General features: G+C 64.2%; 19 protein-coding genes. 15 read left to right on the top strand and 4 right to left on the bottom strand.

All coding sequences use genetic code 11. The features are described 5' to 3' along the window. Positions 1–7 precede the first annotated feature (7 nt). From AC0L2L_RS09805 to rhmD, 3 genes are read left to right on the top strand one after another with little or no spacing between them, the layout of a single operon-like run. Positions 8–790 (top strand): SDR family NAD(P)-dependent oxidoreductase, encoded by a 783-nt coding sequence (locus tag AC0L2L_RS09805; RefSeq protein WP_473577878.1) that lies wholly within the window; start codon positions 8–10, stop codon positions 788–790. 6 nt (positions 791–796) lie between these two features. After that, positions 797–1,120 carry an L-rhamnose mutarotase gene (gene rhaM / locus AC0L2L_RS09800; protein WP_473577876.1) on the top strand — a complete coding sequence of 108 codons (324 nt, stop codon included), beginning with the start codon at positions 797–799 and terminating at the stop codon, positions 1,118–1,120. 21 nt (positions 1,121–1,141) lie between these two features. Next, positions 1,142–2,338 carry an L-rhamnonate dehydratase gene (gene rhmD, locus AC0L2L_RS09795; RefSeq protein WP_473577874.1) on the top strand — a complete coding sequence of 399 codons (1,197 nt, stop codon included), beginning with the start codon at positions 1,142–1,144 and terminating at the stop codon, positions 2,336–2,338. A gap of 108 nt (positions 2,339–2,446) precedes the next feature. Here the strand turns inward: rhmD and AC0L2L_RS09790 are convergent, their stop codons facing one another. The 4 genes from AC0L2L_RS09790 to AC0L2L_RS09775 are packed head-to-tail and all read right to left on the bottom strand — an operon-like array spanning position 2,447 to position 5,804. Continuing rightward, positions 2,447–3,148: an RraA family protein gene (locus AC0L2L_RS09790; protein WP_473577872.1), complete on the bottom strand. Its 702-nt coding sequence runs from the start codon at positions 3,146–3,148 to the stop codon at positions 2,447–2,449. Next, the gene (locus AC0L2L_RS09785; RefSeq protein WP_473577870.1) at positions 3,148–4,263 is read right to left on the bottom strand and encodes a mannonate dehydratase; all 1,116 of its coding nucleotides are present in this window, start codon (positions 4,261–4,263) and stop codon (positions 3,148–3,150) included. Before AC0L2L_RS09785 ends, AC0L2L_RS09790 begins: the two co-directional genes overlap by 1 nt. Before the next feature lie 4 nt (positions 4,264–4,267). Then, entirely contained in the window at positions 4,268–5,053 is a 786-nt protein-coding gene (locus AC0L2L_RS09780; protein WP_473577868.1) for an SDR family NAD(P)-dependent oxidoreductase, read from the bottom strand. Positions 5,054–5,069: 16 nt separating this feature from the next. Continuing rightward, positions 5,070–5,804, bottom strand: a complete 735-nt coding sequence (locus AC0L2L_RS09775; protein WP_473577866.1) for a FadR/GntR family transcriptional regulator — start codon at positions 5,802–5,804, stop codon at positions 5,070–5,072. 185 nt (positions 5,805–5,989) lie between these two features. Here AC0L2L_RS09775 and uxuA point away from each other — a divergent pair, with 185 nt between their 5' ends. The 12 genes from uxuA (at position 5,990) to AC0L2L_RS09715 (ending at position 19,702) form a co-directional block, all read left to right on the top strand. Further along, complete coding sequence (gene uxuA, locus AC0L2L_RS09770; protein ID WP_473577864.1) at positions 5,990–7,174, top strand: mannonate dehydratase; 1,185 nt, start codon at positions 5,990–5,992, stop codon at positions 7,172–7,174. Positions 7,175–7,285: 111 nt separating this feature from the next. Beyond that, a complete protein-coding gene (locus tag AC0L2L_RS09765; RefSeq protein WP_473577861.1) occupies positions 7,286–8,428 on the top strand; it encodes an ABC transporter substrate-binding protein in 1,143 nt (380 codons plus the stop codon). Further along, entirely contained in the window at positions 8,428–9,279 is an 852-nt protein-coding gene (locus AC0L2L_RS09760) for an IclR family transcriptional regulator (RefSeq protein WP_473577860.1), read from the top strand. The genes AC0L2L_RS09765 and AC0L2L_RS09760 overlap by 1 nt, the downstream gene beginning before the upstream one ends. Positions 9,280–9,306: 27 nt before the next feature. Next, positions 9,307–10,335, top strand: coding sequence for a sugar ABC transporter substrate-binding protein (locus AC0L2L_RS09755; RefSeq protein WP_473577858.1), 1,029 nt, complete (start codon positions 9,307–9,309; stop codon positions 10,333–10,335). Positions 10,336–10,561: 226 nt separating this feature from the next. Beyond that, positions 10,562–11,545 (top strand): ABC transporter permease, encoded by a 984-nt coding sequence (locus AC0L2L_RS09750; RefSeq protein ID WP_027164385.1) that lies wholly within the window; start codon positions 10,562–10,564, stop codon positions 11,543–11,545. Then, positions 11,535–13,067 carry a sugar ABC transporter ATP-binding protein gene (locus tag AC0L2L_RS09745; RefSeq protein ID WP_473577856.1) on the top strand — a complete coding sequence of 511 codons (1,533 nt, stop codon included), beginning with the start codon at positions 11,535–11,537 and terminating at the stop codon, positions 13,065–13,067. The genes AC0L2L_RS09750 and AC0L2L_RS09745 overlap by 11 nt, the downstream gene beginning before the upstream one ends. Positions 13,068–13,115: 48 nt before the next feature. Then, complete coding sequence (locus AC0L2L_RS09740) at positions 13,116–14,111, top strand: ABC transporter permease (protein WP_473577854.1); 996 nt, start codon at positions 13,116–13,118, stop codon at positions 14,109–14,111. A gap of 1 nt (position 14,112) precedes the next feature. After that, positions 14,113–14,898, top strand: a complete 786-nt coding sequence (locus tag AC0L2L_RS09735; RefSeq protein WP_473577852.1) for an SDR family NAD(P)-dependent oxidoreductase — start codon at positions 14,113–14,115, stop codon at positions 14,896–14,898. A gap of 19 nt (positions 14,899–14,917) precedes the next feature. Then, the gene (locus AC0L2L_RS09730) at positions 14,918–16,123 is read left to right on the top strand and encodes a CaiB/BaiF CoA transferase family protein (RefSeq protein WP_473577851.1); all 1,206 of its coding nucleotides are present in this window, start codon (positions 14,918–14,920) and stop codon (positions 16,121–16,123) included. Positions 16,124–16,125: 2 nt separating this feature from the next. Then, on the top strand, positions 16,126–16,908 hold the full coding sequence (locus AC0L2L_RS09725) for an enoyl-CoA hydratase/isomerase family protein (protein ID WP_473577850.1): 783 nt from the start codon (positions 16,126–16,128) through the stop codon (positions 16,906–16,908). Then, positions 16,905–17,918, top strand: a complete 1,014-nt coding sequence (locus AC0L2L_RS09720; RefSeq protein ID WP_473577849.1) for a hypothetical protein — start codon at positions 16,905–16,907, stop codon at positions 17,916–17,918. Before AC0L2L_RS09725 ends, AC0L2L_RS09720 begins: the two co-directional genes overlap by 4 nt. After that, the gene (locus tag AC0L2L_RS09715; protein ID WP_473577848.1) at positions 17,915–19,702 is read left to right on the top strand and encodes a CoA-transferase; all 1,788 of its coding nucleotides are present in this window, start codon (positions 17,915–17,917) and stop codon (positions 19,700–19,702) included. Before AC0L2L_RS09720 ends, AC0L2L_RS09715 begins: the two co-directional genes overlap by 4 nt. Positions 19,703–19,712: the final 10 nt, after the last annotated feature.

Raw genomic sequence — 19,712 nt, 5'->3', positions numbered from 1 at the left:
GGCGATCATGCTGCTTGAGGGAAAACGCGCGATCGTCACTGGCGGCTCCCGAGGCATCGGCCGCGGCATAGCGGTCGAGTTCGCGCGGCAGGGTGCGGACGTGGTCATCAATTATTTCGGCGGCGCGGATGTCGCGTTCGCGCGCGATTCCGCGGCCGACGAGACCGTCGCCGAGATCGAGGCGCTTGGCCGCAAGGCAATTGCCATCGAAGGAAACATCGCCGAGCCCGCTGTCAGCACGGAACTGGTGCGGGCGGCGGTGGACGCGTTCGGCGGCGTCGACATTCTTGCCTCCAATGCAGGCATCTGCCCGTTCCACACATTCCTCGACATGCCGCCCGACCTGTTGCGGCAAGTGGTCGACGTCAATCTGAACGGCGCCTTTTTCGCGGTGCAGGCCGCGGCCAATCGCATGAAGGATCAGGGCAGCGGCGGCGCCATTGTCGCCACGTCGTCGATCTCCGCACTTGTGGGCGGGGCCATGCAGTCCCATTACACGCCGACCAAGGCCGGCGTTCATTCGCTGATGCAGTCGGTGGCCATCGCACTTGGTCCCTATGGCATCCGCTGCAATTCCGTGATGCCGGGCGCCATCGCCACCGACATCAACAAGGACGACTGGTCCGACCCGCAAAAGCGCGCTTATCTCGACAAGCGGATCCCGCTCGGCCGCTTCGGCGAAGCATCCGACGTCGCCAAGGTCGTGGCCTTCCTGGCGTCGGACATGGCGTCCTATGTCACGGGTGCCACGCTGCTCGTCGATGGCGGGCTCTACGTCAACCTGCAATAGGGGAGAATGCGAATGGCCGAGCGCATCGCTTTTCGCATGAAGGTTCATCCGGGCCGCATCGCCGAATACAAGAAGCGGCACGACGAGATCTGGCCCGAACTCGCGCAGGCTCTGCGCGATGCCGGCGTCTCCGACTATTCGATCTGGCACGATCCCGAAACCGACTTTCTGTTCGCCACGCTGATACGGGCCAAAGACCACACGATGGCCGCGTTGCCGCGCACCGAGATCAACCGGCGCTGGTGGAAATTCATGGCCGACATCATGGACTACAATGACGACGGCACGCCTCAGGTCGTCGAACTCGCGCAAGTCTTCCATCAGAACTAGAAGGCGCAGCTGGATCCCGTCATGCCGAATTTCACCATCAAGGATGTGCGCGTCTTTCTCGTCGAGAGCGAGGGCGATGGCGGCGACTACTTCCAGCAGGGCAAGGGCCATTGGCTGATCGATACGCTGATCGCCAATCCGATGTCGGGTCACCAGCAATACAAGGCATCGCGTTCCTCCTGGGGGATCGGCGTGATGGGCTCGATCGTCGTCGAGCTCGAAACCGAGGCTGGCGTCACCGGCGTCGCCACGGGGTTCGGCGGCTACCCCGCCGCCTGGCTGGTCAAGCATCATTTTTCGCGGTTTCTCCTCGGCGAGGACGCGCGCAACATCGCCAGGATGTGGGACCAGATGTTCCGAGCCTCGATGCCCTATGGCCGCAAGGGCCTGCCGATCGCCACCATCTCGGTGGTCGACCTGGCGCTGTGGGATTTGCTGGGCAAGCTTCGCGACGAGCCGGTGTACAATCTGATCGGTGGCAAATGCCACGACGAGATCGCCTTCTACTGCACCGGCCCGGCGCCCGACGCGGTCAAGGAGCTCGGTTTCTGGGGCGCCAAGGTGCCGCTGCCGCACAGCCATTTCGACGGCGAGGGCGGCCTCCTCAAGAACGTCGCCTATCTCGCGGCCCAGCGCGAGAAGGTCGGCACCGGCTACCCGCTGATGGTCGATTGCTACATGTCGCTCACTGTCCCATACGCCATCCGCCTGGCCGAGGCAGCCAAGCATCTCGGTGTCTTCTGGTGGGAGGAAGTGCTGCACCCCGACGATGTCGATGGGTTCCGGCTGCTGAAGCAGGCGCACCCGACGCTGAAATGGACGACCGGCGAACACGAATACACGCGCTATGGTTTCCGCGAGCTGATCAAGGAGCGAACCGTCGACATCCTGCAGCCTGATGTCATGTGGGCCGGTGGGCTGACAGCACTTTTACAGATCGCCGCGCATGCCGCGGCCTATGACATCCCCGTCATCCCGCACGGCTCCGGCCCGTATTCCTACCATTTCATCGCCAGCCAGCCGGCCGAACCGCTCTGCGAATATGTGGCGGCCAGCCCCGACGGGCGCTCGATTCGACCGGTGTTTGGAAGGCTGTTTTCTGGCGAGGAACTGCCACAAAATGGCCGGCTGAAGATAGGCGACAAGCCTGGGTTCGGCATGGAAATCGCGGATAGGTCACTGCTGAAGCCTGTGCCCGACACCGCATTCCAACACTAGAGCGAGACGGGAGACGAGCGGTGCCGCTGGCGATGGCGGCGGCATTTTGCCCACAGGTAGCCGGACGATATCAAGCCGCGGAATGCCGAGGATTTCGGCCGCGGCCTGTCACATGATGCCAAATGTCCGGTAGGCGTCCACCGCGCTCATCCCCTCGCGGATCGCCTTGGCGACGCGTTTTTCTCCGCGGACTTTTTCGAGGGCTAGGCGCACCACTTCTTCCTCGGCTTGGCTGGGGATAACAAGCACACCTTCCTTGTCGCCGAACAGCAGCGTACCCGGCTCGATGCGGACGCCGCCGATCTCGAGCCCGCAGCGGTAGTCGATGACCTTGCCGCGCACGCCCTGGTCCTGCGCGTAGTAGCCGGTGCAGAAGCAGGGAAACCCCAACGCCTTGATGCCGTCTGTGTCGCGGGCGAAGCCGTCGACCAGCGCGCCATGCGCGCCGAGGATCTTTGCCCGCGTCGACATCAGTTCGCCCCATAGCGCATAGCGGGACGAGGCGCCGCTGGCGACGTAGATTTCGCCGGGCTTCAAATCGTCCAGCGCTTCGAACATCAGCCCGAACGGCTTGGCCATCAGCGGATTCTGCGTCGGCCCATCGGACGGGAAGATGTCGGTTTCCAGCACCGGCATCGCCCGTCCGAGCAGCCGCGTGGTTTCGTCGACCGGCCTGAACACCGGCGGCAGGAACTGCTGCTGCAACCCCAGCGTATCCATCACGTCGCCGACCACCGCGACGAAGAGCTCGTCTTGGAACAGGCGGTACATTTCGGCGTCGTCGGCATAGAGGCGCGTCGATCTGGTCATCAGGCTTGCATCCGGATGTTGGTGGATTGAACGGTACGGGAAGGTCCCAGCGACGCGGCGTTCTGGACCAGCGCGCGCATATAGCCGAGCGCAAAGGCCTTGCCCGCATGCCAGGGCGCATCGCACGACATTTCCGGCGTATGGTCGGGGATGATGACGCCGTCATAGTTTTCGTCGCGCAGGATACGGACGATCTCGGCCATGTCGATGTCGCCGTCGTCGACGAAGGTCTCGTGATAGTTCGGCACCTTGCCGCGTATGTTGCGGAAATGGATGTAGCCGATCCGCTTTCGTCGGGCGAAGCGCCGGACATGCCCATAAATCTCGTCGGTGCCCGGCATCTCCTGCAGCGAGCCGAGGCAGAGCTCCAGGCCGTTGGACGGCGAATCGACGATATCCATCAGCCGGTCGTATTTCTCCGGCCGGTTGACGAGCCGTGCCGTGCCGCGCAATGCCTCGGCCGGCGGATCGTCCGGGTGCGCGGCGAGCACCACGCCGGCCTCCTCGGCCACCGGTACGATCTCGTGCAGGAAGACGCCGAGCCGCTGCCAAAGCTCATCGCCGCTGACCGTCACCGGTTCGGCGTCCGGCCGGCCGGCGCGGTAGCGCATGTTCCAGACGACGCCGTCGGGCAGCGGCAGGTCGGGGTCGATGGCGGAGAGATCGAGCCCCACCGACATGGCCTCGCCACGCGCGAAGGGTCCGCGCGACCAGCCCCAGACGCCGGCAATGGAGAAGTTGTAGCCGATACACGGAATGCCGGCGCGCCCGGCATCGCGGACCAGACGCTTCAACCCTTCGATCTGCTTGGCCCTGTCGGGGCCGTCGAGCAAAACATCGGACCAGAAGCGGGGCGAAAAATTCTCGATCGCGGCGATTTCCAGACCGTTGCCGCGCACGGTCTTCGCCAAGGCAGCGAAATCCTCATAGTTCCACAGCGCGTCGGTGGAGCAGTCGCCCCAGCCTTCCTTCTCGCTGCCGGCGGACAGCGACGGGTCGCGCCCGCGAAAATAATTGGTGAGGTGGGCAACGATGTGGGTGGCGCCCGCCTGACGGGCAAAGCGGAAATTGTCGGGCGTCAGCGATTCCCGGTAAAGGCCAAGACCGATCTTCATGGTTCTACTTCACGCCGATGCCGGCGGTCAGGCCGCCATCTATTTTGTAATCCGCGCCGGTGCAGAAACCGGCCTTGGAGGAGCACAGAAAGGCGATGAGCTCCGCCACTTCCTCCGGTTCGCCGATGCGGCCAAGCGGATGGGCCGCGCCGAAGCGCCTGTAGGCTTCCTCGACATCGGCATCGCTGCCGTTTTCACCACGCGCGGCTTTCTCGAGGATCGGCGTACGGATCGAGCCTGGGCTGACGGAATTGACCCGGATGCCGGCCGCCGCATAGTCGAGCGCCAGCGAGCGCGTCAGCGTGTGGATGGCGCCCTTGGTCGTAGCATAGGCGGCGACGTTCTGCTGGCAGGCGAAACCCTGCACCGAGGCGACGTTGACGATGGCGCCGCCACCGCGCTTGATCATTTCCGGGATGCCGAAATGGGCGGTCAGATAGATCGAGCCGACATTGACCGACATCGCCTTGTTCCAGGTCTCGAAATCGGTACTGGTAGCGGTTCCGTACGGATGGACAGCCGCCGAATTGACGATCAAATCGAGGCCGCCGAAGCGTGCGACGCCGGCCGCGACGGCGTCGCGGACCTGGTCCGACACGGAGACGTCGGTGTCAATGATCAGCGCGCCGGCACCGGCGCTTTCCAGTTCCGCTCTCATCGCCGCATTAGCGGCACGGTCGATACCGCAGGCGATGATCGCGGCGCCCCCAGCCGCGAGGCGCCTGGCGGTTGCGAGACCGATTCCGGTCGTCCCGGTTACAAGGGCGACCTTGCCGTCGAAATCCTTCATTGGGGAACTCCTTCGTTCACGTGTCGGAGGCCGGCTCTTCCGGGAGGAATCGCAGGGCGAAATCGAGATGGCGGCTCACCAGATAGGCATAGGCCAGCCTGTCTCGTGCGCGGAGCGCCGCAATGATCTCGCCATGCGCGGCGCGGGTGTCGGCCAGCACCGGACGCATTTCCTTGCCGATGGTCATGATCCGCAGGATCACGGGGGAAAGGAAGGAATACATGTCCGTCAGCATGCGATTGTTCGCCAGCCCGATCAGCGCCATGTGAAAACTGAAATCGTTCTCGGCGGCTTCCTCGATCGAGCGGCTGGCCACGATCCGGGCATTGATCTCATCGAGCGCCTCGATCTGCTCGTTCGTGGCATTGAGCACGATGTGGTCGCCGATGCCGACCTCGATAATGCGCCTGAAACCCTGGATGTCGGCGAAGGACGAACGCGAGACATCCATGTGGGCGGCGAAGAAATTCTGGATGGCGATGCTCTGCCCGTCGGCCAGCACGGCACCGACGCGCGGCTTCGGCTCGATAAGTCCGTAGGTGCGGATCGTGCGCAGCGCCTCGCGCACCGTGTTGCGGCTGGCGCCGGTGATCTCGCTCAGCTCGCGTTCGGTCGGCAGCACATCGCCGACAATCAGCTGCCGCGCGCGGATGAGGTCGAGGATCCGCCCGGCCGCGGTATCGACCGCGGACCTGCCGGTGTCGCGGCGGCTGACAGCATTGTCGCGCACGGCCTGAGAGTCTTCCGACATCGATCCTCCTCAATTGTTGGACCAGAATATCGCAAGGCTTGGGGAAAACAACCGGTTTCGGCGTTCTCCAGCGATTTCATGACCAGTCGTCGGAAATAAAGGGCTTGGGGTGTACCAAAATTTAATTTGACTCTGATTGTGGTCCAACAATAAGTTTGCGGCCTCTCGCAGAGGAAAACGAAAAAATGGAACAGTGCTGGCGCTGGTATGGCCCGGACGATCCGGTAACTCTCGATCACGTCAAGCAGGCGGGTGCGACCGGCGTGGTCTCGGCGCTGCACGACATCTATGACGGGCGCGCCTGGCCGCTGGAAAACATTTTGGAGCGCAAGCGGATCATCGAGGACGCAGGGCTGACCTGGTCAGTGGTGGAAAGCATTCCCGTCCACAACTCGATCAAGATCGGCTCGCCGGAACGGGTCCGCTATGTCGGCTTCTACAAGGACACGATCCGTACGCTGGCGAAGGCCGGCATCGCGACGATCTGCTACAATTTCATGCCCGTGGTCGACTGGACACGAACGGATCTGGCTTACCGCCTTCCGACGACGGGTTATGCGTTGCGCTTCGACGCGATCGATTTTGCGGCCTACGACTTGTTCGTGCTGAAGCGTCGCAATGCCGAGGCAAGCTACAGTCCCGCTCGCATCGCAGAAGCGGAATCGCGGCTGAAGGAACTCGGCGACGACAAGATCGACAGGATCGAGCGCAACCTCATCGCCGGCCTGCCGGCGACCGAGCGCAGCTACAACCGCGACAGCTTTCGCGAGGCCTTGGCCGAATACGATGCGATCGGGCCAAAGGAATTGCGCGACAACCTCGCCTGGTTCCTGCGCGAGATCATTCCGGTGGCCGAGGAAGTCGGCGCGCGCATGTGCATCCATCCGGACGATCCGCCCTTTTCGCTCTACGGACTGCCGCGCATCGTGTCGACCGCCGAGGATGCGCGCTTCATCCTCGATGCCGTCGACAGTCCGGCCAACGGGCTGACGTTCTGCACCGGCTCCTACGGCACGCGCGCCGACAACGACATTGTCGCCATGGTCAAGGAATTCGCCGACCGCATCCATTTTGTCCATCTGCGCAACATCACCATCGAGGCTGACGGCTCGTTCCACGAGGCCGAGCATCTCGAGGGCGGCACCGACATGGCGCATGTCATCCTTGCCCTGATGCGGGAGGAGGCGCGCCGTCGCAAGGAAGGTCGCGCCGACTGGCGCATTCCGATGCGGCCCGATCACGGACATCTGCTCGCCGACGACATCGGCAAGACCAGGATCAATCCCGGCTACTCGTTGATCGGCCGGCTGAAGGGCCTCGCCGAACTGCGCGGCATCATGCGGGCCGTCGAGCGGTTTGGGCTGGCTTGAGGCCGCGGCGAGCCTTTTTTGCGTATGTAAAAACTATTTGCTCAGGTAAAAATACCTGCTACTGGTTTGCGGGCCGGGTGCATGCCCGGTTCCAGGGAGGAATTGCCGGATATGACAAGACTGCGCGGTCTTGCGTGGGATCATCGACGTTGCTGGGGTCCGCTGGACGCCAGCGTCGGGCCGTATCGCGCGGCCAATCCGGGCCTGGAAATCGAATGGGATCGCCGCAGCCTCTATGAATTCGGCGAAGGCGCGCTCGGTCCGGTGCTGGGCGCCTACGATCTGGTCGTGTTCGACCATCCCTTCATCGGCGACATCGCGCAGGACGAGCTGATGGTGCCGTTCGATGCCTATCTCTCGGCGGAACAAATCCGCCTCTTCGAGCAGGATTCGGTCGGTCCGTCATGGCGGTCCTACGAGAAGAACGGGCGCCAGTGGGCATTACCGATCGATGCCGCCTGCCACGTCGCCTCGTATCGTCCGGACCTTCTGCAGCGCTACGGATCAGTGCCGCGTACGCATGAAGAGGTCGTTGCGCTCGGCCGGCTGGCGCGCAAGGACGGGAAATGGCTTGGTCTGCCTTTCGTGCCGACGGACGCCATGTGCCTGCTTTTGACGCTCGGGCATCCGCAGGAAGACGGCGAGCAATTCATCGCCCGGGAAAAGGTAGAGCTCGCCATCGCACAATTGCGCGAGCTTGCGGCGCTGTCGCATCCGAATTCGTCGAAATGGAACCCGATCCGCTGCTACGACCACATGGTCGCGCATGACGATGCGGTCTATGTGCCGTTCGCCTTCGGCTATGTGAACTACGCCGCGAAAACCGACAGTCCGTATCTGCGCTTCGCCGACGTGCCGACACCGAGTTCGGCCGGTGCTTTGCTCGGCGGCGCCGGCATCGGGGTCAGCGCCCAGTCGAAGCATAAGCAGGAGGCGATCGATTATGCGCTGTTCCTGTGCTCGTCCGACTATCAGCGCGGCGATTATGTAAAGTCGGGCGGACAACCGGGATCGCTGGCGGCCTGGAAGGATGCCGAGGTCAATCGTTTCTCCGGGGACTTCTTCTCCTCGACGCTGCGCACGATCGGTTCGTCCTATCTGCGCCCGACGCATCCGGGCTTCATCGCCTTCTTTCGCGAATGCGCGCCGCGTGCGGCCGCTGCAATCGCCGGCGACATCGCGGCCGCCGAGCTGGCCGAGCACGTGAACCGCCTCTACCGCCAAACCAGGCAACCGGAACGGAGCGTCGCGTGATGGCTGCCGGCGTTGCCGAAATGCTCGACGAAGGCGAAAGCGGCCGCAACGGCTATCGGGTGCCGGCTGTGGAGAAGGCGCTCGACGTCCTGGAGTTCATGGCCTCCAGCGCCGAAACGCTGACGCAAACCGAGATCGCGACCGGCCTCGGCCGGTCCATCCACGAAATCTATCGCATCCTGCTCCTGCTGGAGAAGCGCGGCTACATCTTCCGCACGCAATCGGACCGCTTCCGGCTGTCGCTGAAACTGTTCGAACTGGCGCATATGCACCCGCCGGTGAACCGCCTGGTCGAATGCGCGCTGCCGGTGATGCGCGAATTGACCGCCAATGCCGATCAGAGCTGTCACCTGGTGGTGCGCGAGGGGCAGAACGCGCTGGTGGTGCTGCAGATCGATTCACCGCTGCCGATGCGCTACTCGGTTGCGCTGGGATCGCATTTCCCGATCCTCGAGACCAGTTCCGGCGCTGTGCTGCTCGCCCACTCGAATGGGGCCGAGCGCGACCGCATCGTCGAGCGGATCGTAGCCGCCGGCGAAGGGCAGGGAACGCGCGAGGAAATCGAGGCGCGGCTGAACGAAGTGGCGCGGCTTGGCTATGAGATGCGCGCGTCTTTGGCCGTCGAGGCCTGCACCAACATCTCCATGCCGGTGCGCGATCATACCGGCGCCGTCATCGCCGCGCTCACGGTGCCGCTGCTGCCGCAGAAGGCCGCGCGCTTCGACCGTGAAACCGTCTTCGAACGTGCCCGGGCCGCCGCCGAGAAGATATCGGCAGCACTCGGCTGGGGCGAAGCCAACAACTCCTTTCGTGCCGACCCGGAACGGCGGGACTACCCGTTCAGCGACTGACATAAACGAAAAACCTGGGAGAGAAAAATGCACTGGTCCAAGTCAATCCTGCTCGCATCCGCCGCCATGCTGGCCATGGGCGCGGCAGCGCGCGCCGAGAACATGCCAAAGCACATCGGCTACGTCACCAATTACGCCACCCATGAGTGGTACCAGAATGTCATCAAGGGCATGAAGGCGCACGGCAAGGACCTCGGCATCGAGGTCGAGGTGCAGGACGCCAATCTCGACATAGCCAAGCAGGTCGCAGCCGCTGAGGACTTTATCGCCAAGGGCGTCGACGTGCTGATCCTCACCCCGGTGAATGAAGAAGGCGTGGTCCCGCTGCTGCGTCAGGCCAAAGCCGCCAACATCCCGGTGGTGCTCGAGGGCAACCCGGTCAAGGGCATGACCACGATGGTCGCTATCTGCGACTACGACACCGGCTACTTTTCCGGCGTCGAGGCTGGCAAATATGCCAAGGAAAAGCTCGGCGGCGTCGCCAAGGTGATGAATGTCGGCCTGCCGTTGCTGTCGGCGACCGTGCTGCGCTCGCAAGGTTTCATGGACGGGTTGAAGACCATCATCCCCGACGCGGTCATGGTCCACGACCTTGACGGCGGCGGCAATCCGGATCGCGCGCTGGAAGTGTCCTCGGCTGCGCTCGCCAAGAATTCCGACATCAACATCATCTACGGCATCAACGATTCGTCCTCGCTGGGCGGCCTGCAGGCCTGGAAGGCTGCCGGCAAGTCGCAGGACGGCCTGTTGACGGTCGGCACCGGGGGCGAAGGGCTTGCCTTCATCAACGCCATGCAGAACGAGCCTTCCTATCGCATCGAGGCCGCTATGTTCCCGGAGAAGGAGGGCTTCACAACCATCGACGCGGCGGTCAAGCTGTTCAACAACGAGCAGGTGCCGGAGCACATCGTCAGCCCGACGGCGCCGATGACCGGCGACGACTGGAAGAAATACTACGACTATGACGGCACGGCCCGCACCATCAAATGGGACGCGGTCAATGCGCTCCAGCCGCCGGAAAAGTGCATGAAGACCTCGGCCGACCTGAAGAAATAGGCTGATCGACACGGCCCTTCCCGTGTCGCGGGAAGGGCCACCGGCCAGGCGCCGATGGCGGCGAGGACACGGGCCACCGGCGCCTGACCTTAGAGCCGGATGATTTCAGGTCTGTTCGACCTGAAAATCTGAATCCGTCTCTAAATCAAAGAGATAGAGCATGATGTCGTCCGAAAACCGCTTCACACTTTTCGGCATCATGCTCTAGCGACGGGAATGGACTGACATGAGCGAGCTTACACACGCCCCTGCGCAGAAGCGCTTTATCGGTGGCCAGCTTCTGGGCAGCAGCCAGCTCGTGCTGGGCGCCATCCTGGCGGTGCTTTGCATCGCCATCTCGATCGCGGCGCCGCAGTTCTATTCGGAGGCCAACATTGTCGCCATCCTGCGCCAATGCGCGCTGGTGCTGATCGTCGCCTCCGGCATGACCATGCTCATCATCACGGCGGAAGTCGACCTGTCGGTCGGCGCCTCGCTTGCCTTCGTCGGCTGCATCGGCATGGCGGTGCTCAATTCCACCCACAGCCTCACGCTCGGCATGCTGGCGGCGCTCGCCTTTGCCGGTGGCGTGGGCCTGTTCAACGGACTGGTCGTCACCAGGCTCAGGGTGAACTCGCTGATCGCCACCATCGGCACGATGATGATGCTGCAGGGCGGCGTCTATCTGTTCACGCGCGAGGCGGTGCAGAACCACAATCGGCTGGCGAGCTTCACCGATCTCGGCGCCGGCTATGTTGGCGCGGTACCGGTGCCCGTCATACTGGCGGCACTGATCTTCGTAGTCGCCTATGTGACGCTGCGTTTCACCACGCTGGGCCGCTACCTCTATGCGGTGGGCGCCAACGAAAAAGCGGTGCGCCTGTCCGGCCTGCGTTCGGAACGGCTCAAGCTGTTCGCCTTCGTCGTCACCGGTCTGTGCGTCGGCGTTGCCGGCATGATCCTGTCATCATTGATGAATGCCGGGCAGCCAACCGCCGGGCGCGGCTTTGAGCTGACGGTCATCGCCGCTGTCATTCTCGGCGGCACCAGCTTGCTCGGCGGCCGTGGCTCGCTGTTCGGCACCTTGCTCGGCGTGCTGGTGCTCAAGGTCATCGACAACGGCATCATCATCCTTGGCTGGAACCAGGACCTGCAGATGGTGGTGCCGGGCATCGTCATCATCCTGGCGACCTATCTCGACATCATCCGGAACAAAGCCAATGTCCGTTGATTTCCTTCATCCCGGCGAAGGCGCGGCCATCGACACCAACGTGCCGGCTCTGGAGATGCGCGGCATCGCCAAGCGCTTCCCCGGCGTCGTGGCGCTGGACAATGTCGACTTCACACTGGAGCCGGGCAAGATCCACGCCCTGATGGGCGAGAACGGCGCCGGCAAGTCGACGCTGATCAAGATCATGGCCGGCGTCTACGGCAAGGATGCCGGCACCATCCGCATGCGCGGGCGCGAGGTCGACATCAAGTCGCCGCGCGACAGCCTCAAGGAAGGCATCAAGGTCGTGTTCCAGGAGATCGCGTTGATCTCCGAGTTCACCGTAGCCGAAAACATCTTCCTCGAAGGCTATCCGACGGGCAAAGCCGGCTCGATCGACTGGAAGAAGATCCGAGCCGATTCAGCGGCACTGTTCAACCGCATCGGCTTCAACGTCGATCCGGCGGCGCGGACGGGATCGCTGCCTGTCAGCCAGCAGCAGATGGTCGAGATCGCCCGCGCGCTCGCCCACGAGGCGCGCGTCGTGGTGATGGATGAGCCGACGTCCTCGCTGACGCCGAACGAAGTTTCGCTGCTGTTCACCGTCATTCGTCGCCTGGCGGCGCTGGGCATCGCGGTGGTCTATGTCAGCCACAAGCTCGACGAGGTGTTCGAGATCGCCGACACGGTTACCGTGCTGCGCGACGGGCGTCACATCTCGACCAAGCCGATCGGCGAGCACAGCGATGACACGCTGATCCAGGACATGATCGGCCGGCGCATCGACAATCTGTTCCCCCGCAAGCGCGGTGCGCCGGGCAGCAAGATCGCGCTGTCCGTGGAGAGCCTCAGCACCGCGAAGAAGCTGAGCGACGTTTCCTTCGAGGCGCATGCCGGCGAGGTGCTCGGCTTCTTCGGATTGATGGGCGCCGGCCGCACCGAGCTCGCCAAGGCGATCGTCGGCTACGATCCGATCACGTCGGGCACGATCGCCGTCGATGGTCACCACCTTGCGCCGCACGACACGCGCACTGGCGTCAAGCTCGGCATCGGCCTGCTCACCGAGGACCGCAAGAGCGAAGGCCTGATGGGTGAGCTGCCCGTCTACCAGAATGCCAGCCTGGCCTCGCTTGGCGCGTTCGCCCGTCTTGGGTTCGTCGACCAGGCGAAGGAGCACAAGGCGGTGCAGGACTATGTAGACCGCTTCCGCATCAAGACCCCCAGCCTGTTCCAGCAGGTGAAGAACCTGTCGGGCGGCAATCAGCAGAAGGTGCTGATCTCGCGCTGGCTGATGCGAGGCCTGAAGGTGATCGTCGTCGATGAGCCGACGCGCGGCATCGATGTCGGCGCCAAATCGGAAATCTTCGCGCTGATCGACCGGCTCGCCGGCGAAGGCCTGGCGGTCGTCATGATGACGTCGGAGATGCCGGAGCTGCTCGGGCTCGCCGACCGCATCGCGGTGATGTGCGAGGGCCGCCTGACCACGATCATGTCGCGCGAGGAAGCCACGCAGGAGAATATCCTCAATGCGGCGATCGGGTGAGATGGTGACGCTTCGCGATCAGCCCGGCCTTTTCGAAGGGAACAAGCGATGAGCCTTGCAAGCACCGCTCCCGAGAGAGCTCAGCCCTCCATGCTGGCCCGCCTCTTCGCCAGGCAGGAACTGGCTCTGCTCGTCTGCCTCGTCCTGGTGCTGGCATTCTTCTCCGTCACGATCGAGAACTTCTTCTCCGTGCGCAACATGACCAACGTGCTCGGTCAAGCCTCGCTCGCGCTCACCGCCGGTATCGGCTGCGCCATCGTCTTCATTTCCGGCGAAGTCGACATCTCGATCGGTTCACTTTTGGCGACCATCGCGCTGCCGTTGATCATCATCATGAACGACACCAACTCGCTGCTGCTCGGCGTCAGCGCGGCGCTGCTGTTCGGCCTGATCATCGGTGTCGTGAACGGCTATCTCGTTGCCTATGCCGGCATCAACTCGCTGATTGTGACGCTCGGCACGATGTTCATCATGCGCGGCGGCGTCTATCTCTACACCGGCCAGCGCGCGATCCCCGACGATGCCAGCCTCGACAGCTTCATCGCGCTGTCGGACGGCCGCCTGTTCAACATCATCCCGTATTCGGCGGTCATCGCCATTGTGCTCCTCGCCGCCTTCGGCTACATGATGCAGCACAGGCCGTTCGGGCGGCAGATCTATGCCGTCGGCGGCAATCAGGAAGTGGCGCGGCTGGCGGGCTACGACGTGCGGCGCGTCAAGTTCATCTGCTTCATCATCAGCGCGCTGCTGGCGACGGTTGCCGGCATCATCCTGGCGGCGCGAGTCGGCTCGGCGCAGCATACGGCGGGGCTCAATTTCGAGTTCCAGGTTGTCGCCGCGACCGTGCTCGGCGGGATCAGCCTTGCCGGCGGCATCGGCAGCCTGACCGGTATGGCGCTCGGCGTCCTGATCCTGCAATTCCTGTCCAACGGCCTGCGCGGGCTCGGCCTGCCGACCGAATGGCAGCTGGTCATCACCGGCATGATCATCATTGCCGCGGTTGCTTTCGACGAGGCGAAGCGCCGGCGCGCGAATGGAGGCTGACATGGCTCGTCTGGAAGGAAAAACCGCCGTCATCACCGGTGCCGCCGACGGCATCGGCCACGCGATTGCGCATGCGATGGCGCGCGAAGGCACGCATGTCTTCCTCGGCGATATCGCCGACGGCGCCGGCGAGGAGTTCGCGGCGGCGTTGCGCGCGGCTGGCCACCTTGCCGAGTATGTCCATTGCGACGTTTCGCAGGAAGCCGATATCGCCGGCCTCATTGACAGCGCCGTCAGGAAGGCCGGGCGCCTCGACATCCTAGTCAACAACGCCGCCATCGCCATCGGCGGCATGCCAGTGCACGAGATGACCGACGAGCAGTGGCACCGGCTGATCGCGGTCAACCTAACCAGCGTGTTCCGCGGCTGCAAATACGCGCTGCCACACATGATCGCGCAAAAGTCGGGCTCGATAATCAACATGGCTTCGGCACAAGGCCATATCGGCCTCGATGGCTGGACCGCCTATGCCGGCGCCAAGGGCGCGGTGATGGCGATGACGCGCCAGATGGCGGTCGAGTTCGGCCCGGCGAACGTCCGCGTCAACTCGATCTCGCCCGGCACCATCAACACGCCGATGAACGACAGGCTGATCAAGGAGATCGGCGGCAACCTCGCCAAGGCCTGGGTCAAGATGCATCCGCTTGGCCGCATCGGCGAGCCTTCCGAAGTGGCCGAGGCCGCCGTCTACCTCGCTTCCGATGCAGCCGGCTTCACCACCGGCACCGATCTGCGCGTCGACGGCGGACTGACCGCGGCACCGCGCTACGTTCCCGAACTGCTTTGAAAACGAAACGAGACGTAAAATGAACAAGGCCCTCGAAGGCGTCCGCATCCTCGATTTCAGCCATCTGCTGCAGGGGCCGTTCGCCACGCAGCTGCTCGGCGATATGGGCGCCGACGTCATCAAGATCGAGCGCGCCGGCGCCGGCGACATGTTCCGCGGCATGACCTTCTTCGCCAAATGGGTCGGCGGCTCCGAGAGCCCGAATTTTCTTGCCTGGAACCGCAACAAGCGTTCGATCGCGCTCAACCTGAAGAGCCGCAAGGTGCACGCCATCATCATGGAGATGGCAAAGAGTGCCGACGTCGTGGTGCAGAATTTCCGTCCCGGCGTGCTGGCCAAGCTCGGTTACGGCTACGAGGATTTCAAGGCCGTCAATCCGCGCATCATCTACTGCTCGGGATCCGGCTATGGCGAGGAAGGCCCCTATGTCGAGCGCCCCGGCCAGGACATGCTGATCCAAGGGCTCGCCGGGCTAATCGCCAACACCGGCCGCGGCGACCAGGCTCCGGTTCCCGCTGGCGCCGGCCTCGCCGACCAGATCGGCGCCATGAACATGGTCTACGGCATCCTGTCGGCGCTCTATTATCGCGAGAAGACCGGCAAGGGCCAGAAGATCGAGGTCAATTTGCTGGCCGGCCTTTTGGCGCATCTCAACCAGGAATATGTCGCGGTGCTCAATCTCGGCGAGGATTTCGTGCGGCCGAATTCCGGCATCGGCCATCCCGGCATGCAGGCGCCGTTCGGCATCTACGAGACGAAGGATGGCGGCTACGTGTCGATCGCCATGAGCCCGTTCAAGACGCTTTACGAAGTGCTCGAAGCACCGCAGCTTGCCGTCTATGACGACCTGAAGACCCTGTTCGACAAGCGCGACGAGGTGTTCGAGATAGTCAACGCCGAGACGAAGAAATTCTCCACGCAGGATCTGCTGGCGCGGCTTCTGGCAGCCGACATCTGGTGCGCGGAGGTGAAGGATATCCGTCGCGCGGCGGAAGACCCGCAGGTCAAGCATATGGGCATGATCACCAGTTACGATCATCCGCGCGGCGGCAAGGTGCGGGTGGTGGCGCCCGCGGTCAAGATGAGCGAGACGCCGGCCACCATCGAGCGGCCGGCGCCGCTGGTCGGCCAGCACGGCCGCGAGATCCTGGCGGAGTTCGGCCTGTCGAAGGATGAGATCGCCGCACTCGAGGCGTCAGGCGACATGACCGTGGACGCGGCCTGACGATGGGCGCCTACCAGACACTCACGGTCGAGACCCAGGGCCGCGTCGCGGTTGTCACCTTCCGCCGCGCCGACCAGCTCAATGCCATGAACCGGCAGATGCAGGGCGAGATCACCGAGGCCTTCGAGGCTCTGTCGGGCGACGAAGGCGTCGGTGCGATCGTGGTGACCGGCGAGGGACGCGGCTTCATGGCCGGCGCCGACATCAAGGAATACGCCGCGCAGACGGCGGCCGAGTTCGACACATTCCAGGCTGCGGGCACGCGCATGTATGCGGCGATCGAGAACAACCGCAAACCGGTGATCGCGGCGGTCAACGGCTTTGCGCTGGGCGGCGGCATGGAGCTGGTGTTGTGCTGCGACATCGTGATCGCCAACCAGTTCGCCAAGCTCGGCCTGCCGGAGATCAAGCTCGGGCTGATCCCCGGCGGCGGTGGCACGCAGCGCAGCGTCGCCAAGCTCGGCCGCAACCGCGCCAATCTTCTGCTGATGACCGGCGCCATCGTGCCGGCCTCGGAATTCGTAAGTGCCGGCCTGGTCAACGAGATCGTCGATGTCGAGAGACTGATGCCGCGCGCACTGGAATTGGCCAGGATGATCGCCGCCGAGCCCGCCGCCGCGATCGAAGGGCTGAAGGCGCTGACGGCGCATGCGGTGTCGGGCGATCTGGCTGAAGGCCTTGCGATGGAACGCAACATATTGGGCGGCCTCTATCGTAGCGAAACCGGCCAGCGGCGCGTCAAGGAATTCGCCGAGAGGAGCGCCGTGAAGAAGGCCGGCTCATGAGTGGCGACGACTATCGGGGTCTCGGCTGGGCGCATGGCTCGCTGACCGTGCAGCGGCTCGGCGCGATGCTGGCGCCGGTCACATTCGTGCTGGCCAACGGCCGGCAGGTTTCGCCGATGCACGTCGCGCCCTGGGCGACTGAGCCGGAAGCGGGCGCGTTGCCGGGCATCCTGCGTAAGCTGCGCGGCGAATGGCCCTGCGTGCCCTTCGGTTACTCGGTGCCTGCCGAAGGGTGGTCCGAGAACTGGGCGCGTGTCATGGGGCCGCCGGCGCCTGACGAGGAAGTCCATGGCCACAGCTCCAACCATGACTGGACCTGGTGCGAGGGCGAGAGCGGATCGCTTTCGCTGGCGCTTGCCTATCCTCAGACGAGCCCGGTCGAGCGCGTCGAGAGGACGATAACGCCCGATCCGTCCGCATCGGCCATCGACATCGAATTCAGGGTATTCGTCCGCCGTGCCTGTCGCCTGCCGATCGGCCTGCATCCGGTGTTCAGGCTGCCTCTCGAGATGGGCGCGGCCACGCTGGAGCTTGGCGGCTTCGACGAGGGCCACACCTATCCGCACGATGTCGAACCCGGTACGGAGCTGTTCGCCAGGAATACGACGTTCTTCGAACTGAGAGCCGTGCCTGCGCGCGCCGGCGGCGTGGTCGACGCCTCCCGCTTGCCGCTGGCCGCCGACACGGAGGAGCTCCTGCAGATCGAAGGCGTCGACGGTGTCGCCGCGCTCGTCAACCATGAGGACGGATACCGGGTGCAGCTATCCTGGCAAAAGGAGCATTTCCCCAGCCTCCTGCTTTGGTACTCCAATCGCGGCCGCAAGGCGGCGCCCTGGAACGGGCGTCATGTCGCGATCGGCATCGAGCCGATCTGCTCGCCCTTCGGGCTCGGCCCGGCGACCGCGCTGGCCGACAATCCGATCGCGCAATCCGGCATCGCGACCGCGCTGGAATTCTCGCCCGAAAGGCCGTTCGTCACCCGCTACCGCATCGAGGCATCCGCGCTGTGACGGATCGTGCTGCAAGGTCTCTGGTCAAGCCGAACCGGCCCCGTTTCACCGACATCGAGGGGCTGGTGGCGATGGTCGGCCACGGCGACGCTTTCGGCGTCGGCGGCCATCATTTCGCCCGGCTGCCGATTTCTCTCCTGCGCGCCATCGCCAGCTCAGGCGTCAAGGACCTGCACTATGTCTGCTGGGCCGGCGGGTTGCCGCTCGAACTGCTGCTTGAGGCGAATGCGGTGGCGGAGATCGACCTCTGCTTTTCCAGCCTCGACATTTTTGGCCTTCCGCCACGCTTTCGTGCCGCCGCCGAGAGCGGCGCGATATCGGTTCGCGATTGGACCGCGCTGGCGATGATCCAGGCGTTGCGGGCGGCGCAACAGAACCTGCCGTCGATGCCGTTCCAGCTACCGCAAGGGTCCGACATGCTGGCCCGTATGCCGGGTGCGGTCGCCGGGCTCGATCCGCTTGCCGGGATCGAGACCGGATTCGTTCCGCCGCTCAGGCTCGACACCTTCATCGTCCACGCCCAGCGCGCCGACGAAAGCGGCAATGTTGAGATCATCGGGCCGCGCGCGCTGGACTTCGCCATGGCCGGCGCGGCGCGCAAGGTGCTGGTCACGGTAGAGGAAATCGTGCCGGTCGGGGCGCTGCGGCGGGACGGCCGCCAGAGCATCCTCACCCGCAACCAGGTTTCCGCCATAGCCCTGGCGCCGGGCGGCGCTTATCCGGCCTCGTGCCTGCCATTCTACGTCACCGACTATCAGGCATTGTCGGAGGCGTTCGCGACCAAGGAGGCAGCTTTGCCGGATAAGCTCCGCCTGCCTCCGAATGGCCTGCCAGAGCGGCTTCGAGACGCTGCGAAAGTCAGCGCCGAGACGGTGTTGGCGATGCCGGCGCTCGCGCATGGTGACAGGAAACCATCCATCGACGAGATCATCGCTGCCCGCATCGCCGCCGAGCTTGACAATGAGAGCTTTGCCAGCGCCGGCGCAGTGTCGCCGCTCGCCAATGTCGCCTACCGGCTGGCTAAGGCAACGCACGCGCCGGACATGATCGTCGCGACGATGAGCTGCGGCCACCTCGACATCGCGCCAAGCCCGATGATCCTGTCACTGATCGAAAGCCTGGATTGCGAGACGGCGGTGGCGCATGCCGGCGGTGACGACACCTACTCGACCTATTACCAGGCCGGCGCGGTGACGCATGAGATCGTCGGCGCCGCACAGGTAGATCGACGCGGCCGCGTCAACACCATCGCGCTGCGCAAGCCGAGCGGCGGCCTGATCCGACTGCCAGGGCAGGGCGGCATGGCCGACGTCGCCAACATGCACCGCGATTACCTGCTCTACATCCCGCGTCACTCGGTCCAGTCGCTGGTGGACGAAGTCGAGATCGTGAGTTCCGCCCGCGGACTGCTGACGCCTGCCGAACGCGACCCGATGGGCTATCGCACAGGCAAGGCGCTGGTCTTCACCGATCTCTGCGTCTTCCGGCTCGACGAGGTATCCAGGGAATTGATCGTCGTCGAAACCATGCCCGGCATCACGCGCCAGCAAATCCGCGATGCGACCGGCTTTGCGGTCACGTTCGACGCGAAGTGCCGCGAGGTGCCGGTGCCGTCCTCGGATACGCTTGCAGTACTGCGAAACCGCATCGACCCGCTCGGCCTGCGTCGCCTGGAATTCGTCAGCGCCAAGGAGCGCGGAGCGCTCATCGCCGAAATCCTCGCCGCTGATCGCGCGATGGTCGAGCGCTGCATCGCCGCACAGAGGTCGCCTGCCGCAAGCTGAGGAGCATTCC

This window comes from Mesorhizobium sp. WSM4832 (assembly GCF_055811115.1).
This window is presented reverse-complemented; position numbering and strand designations above follow the sequence as displayed.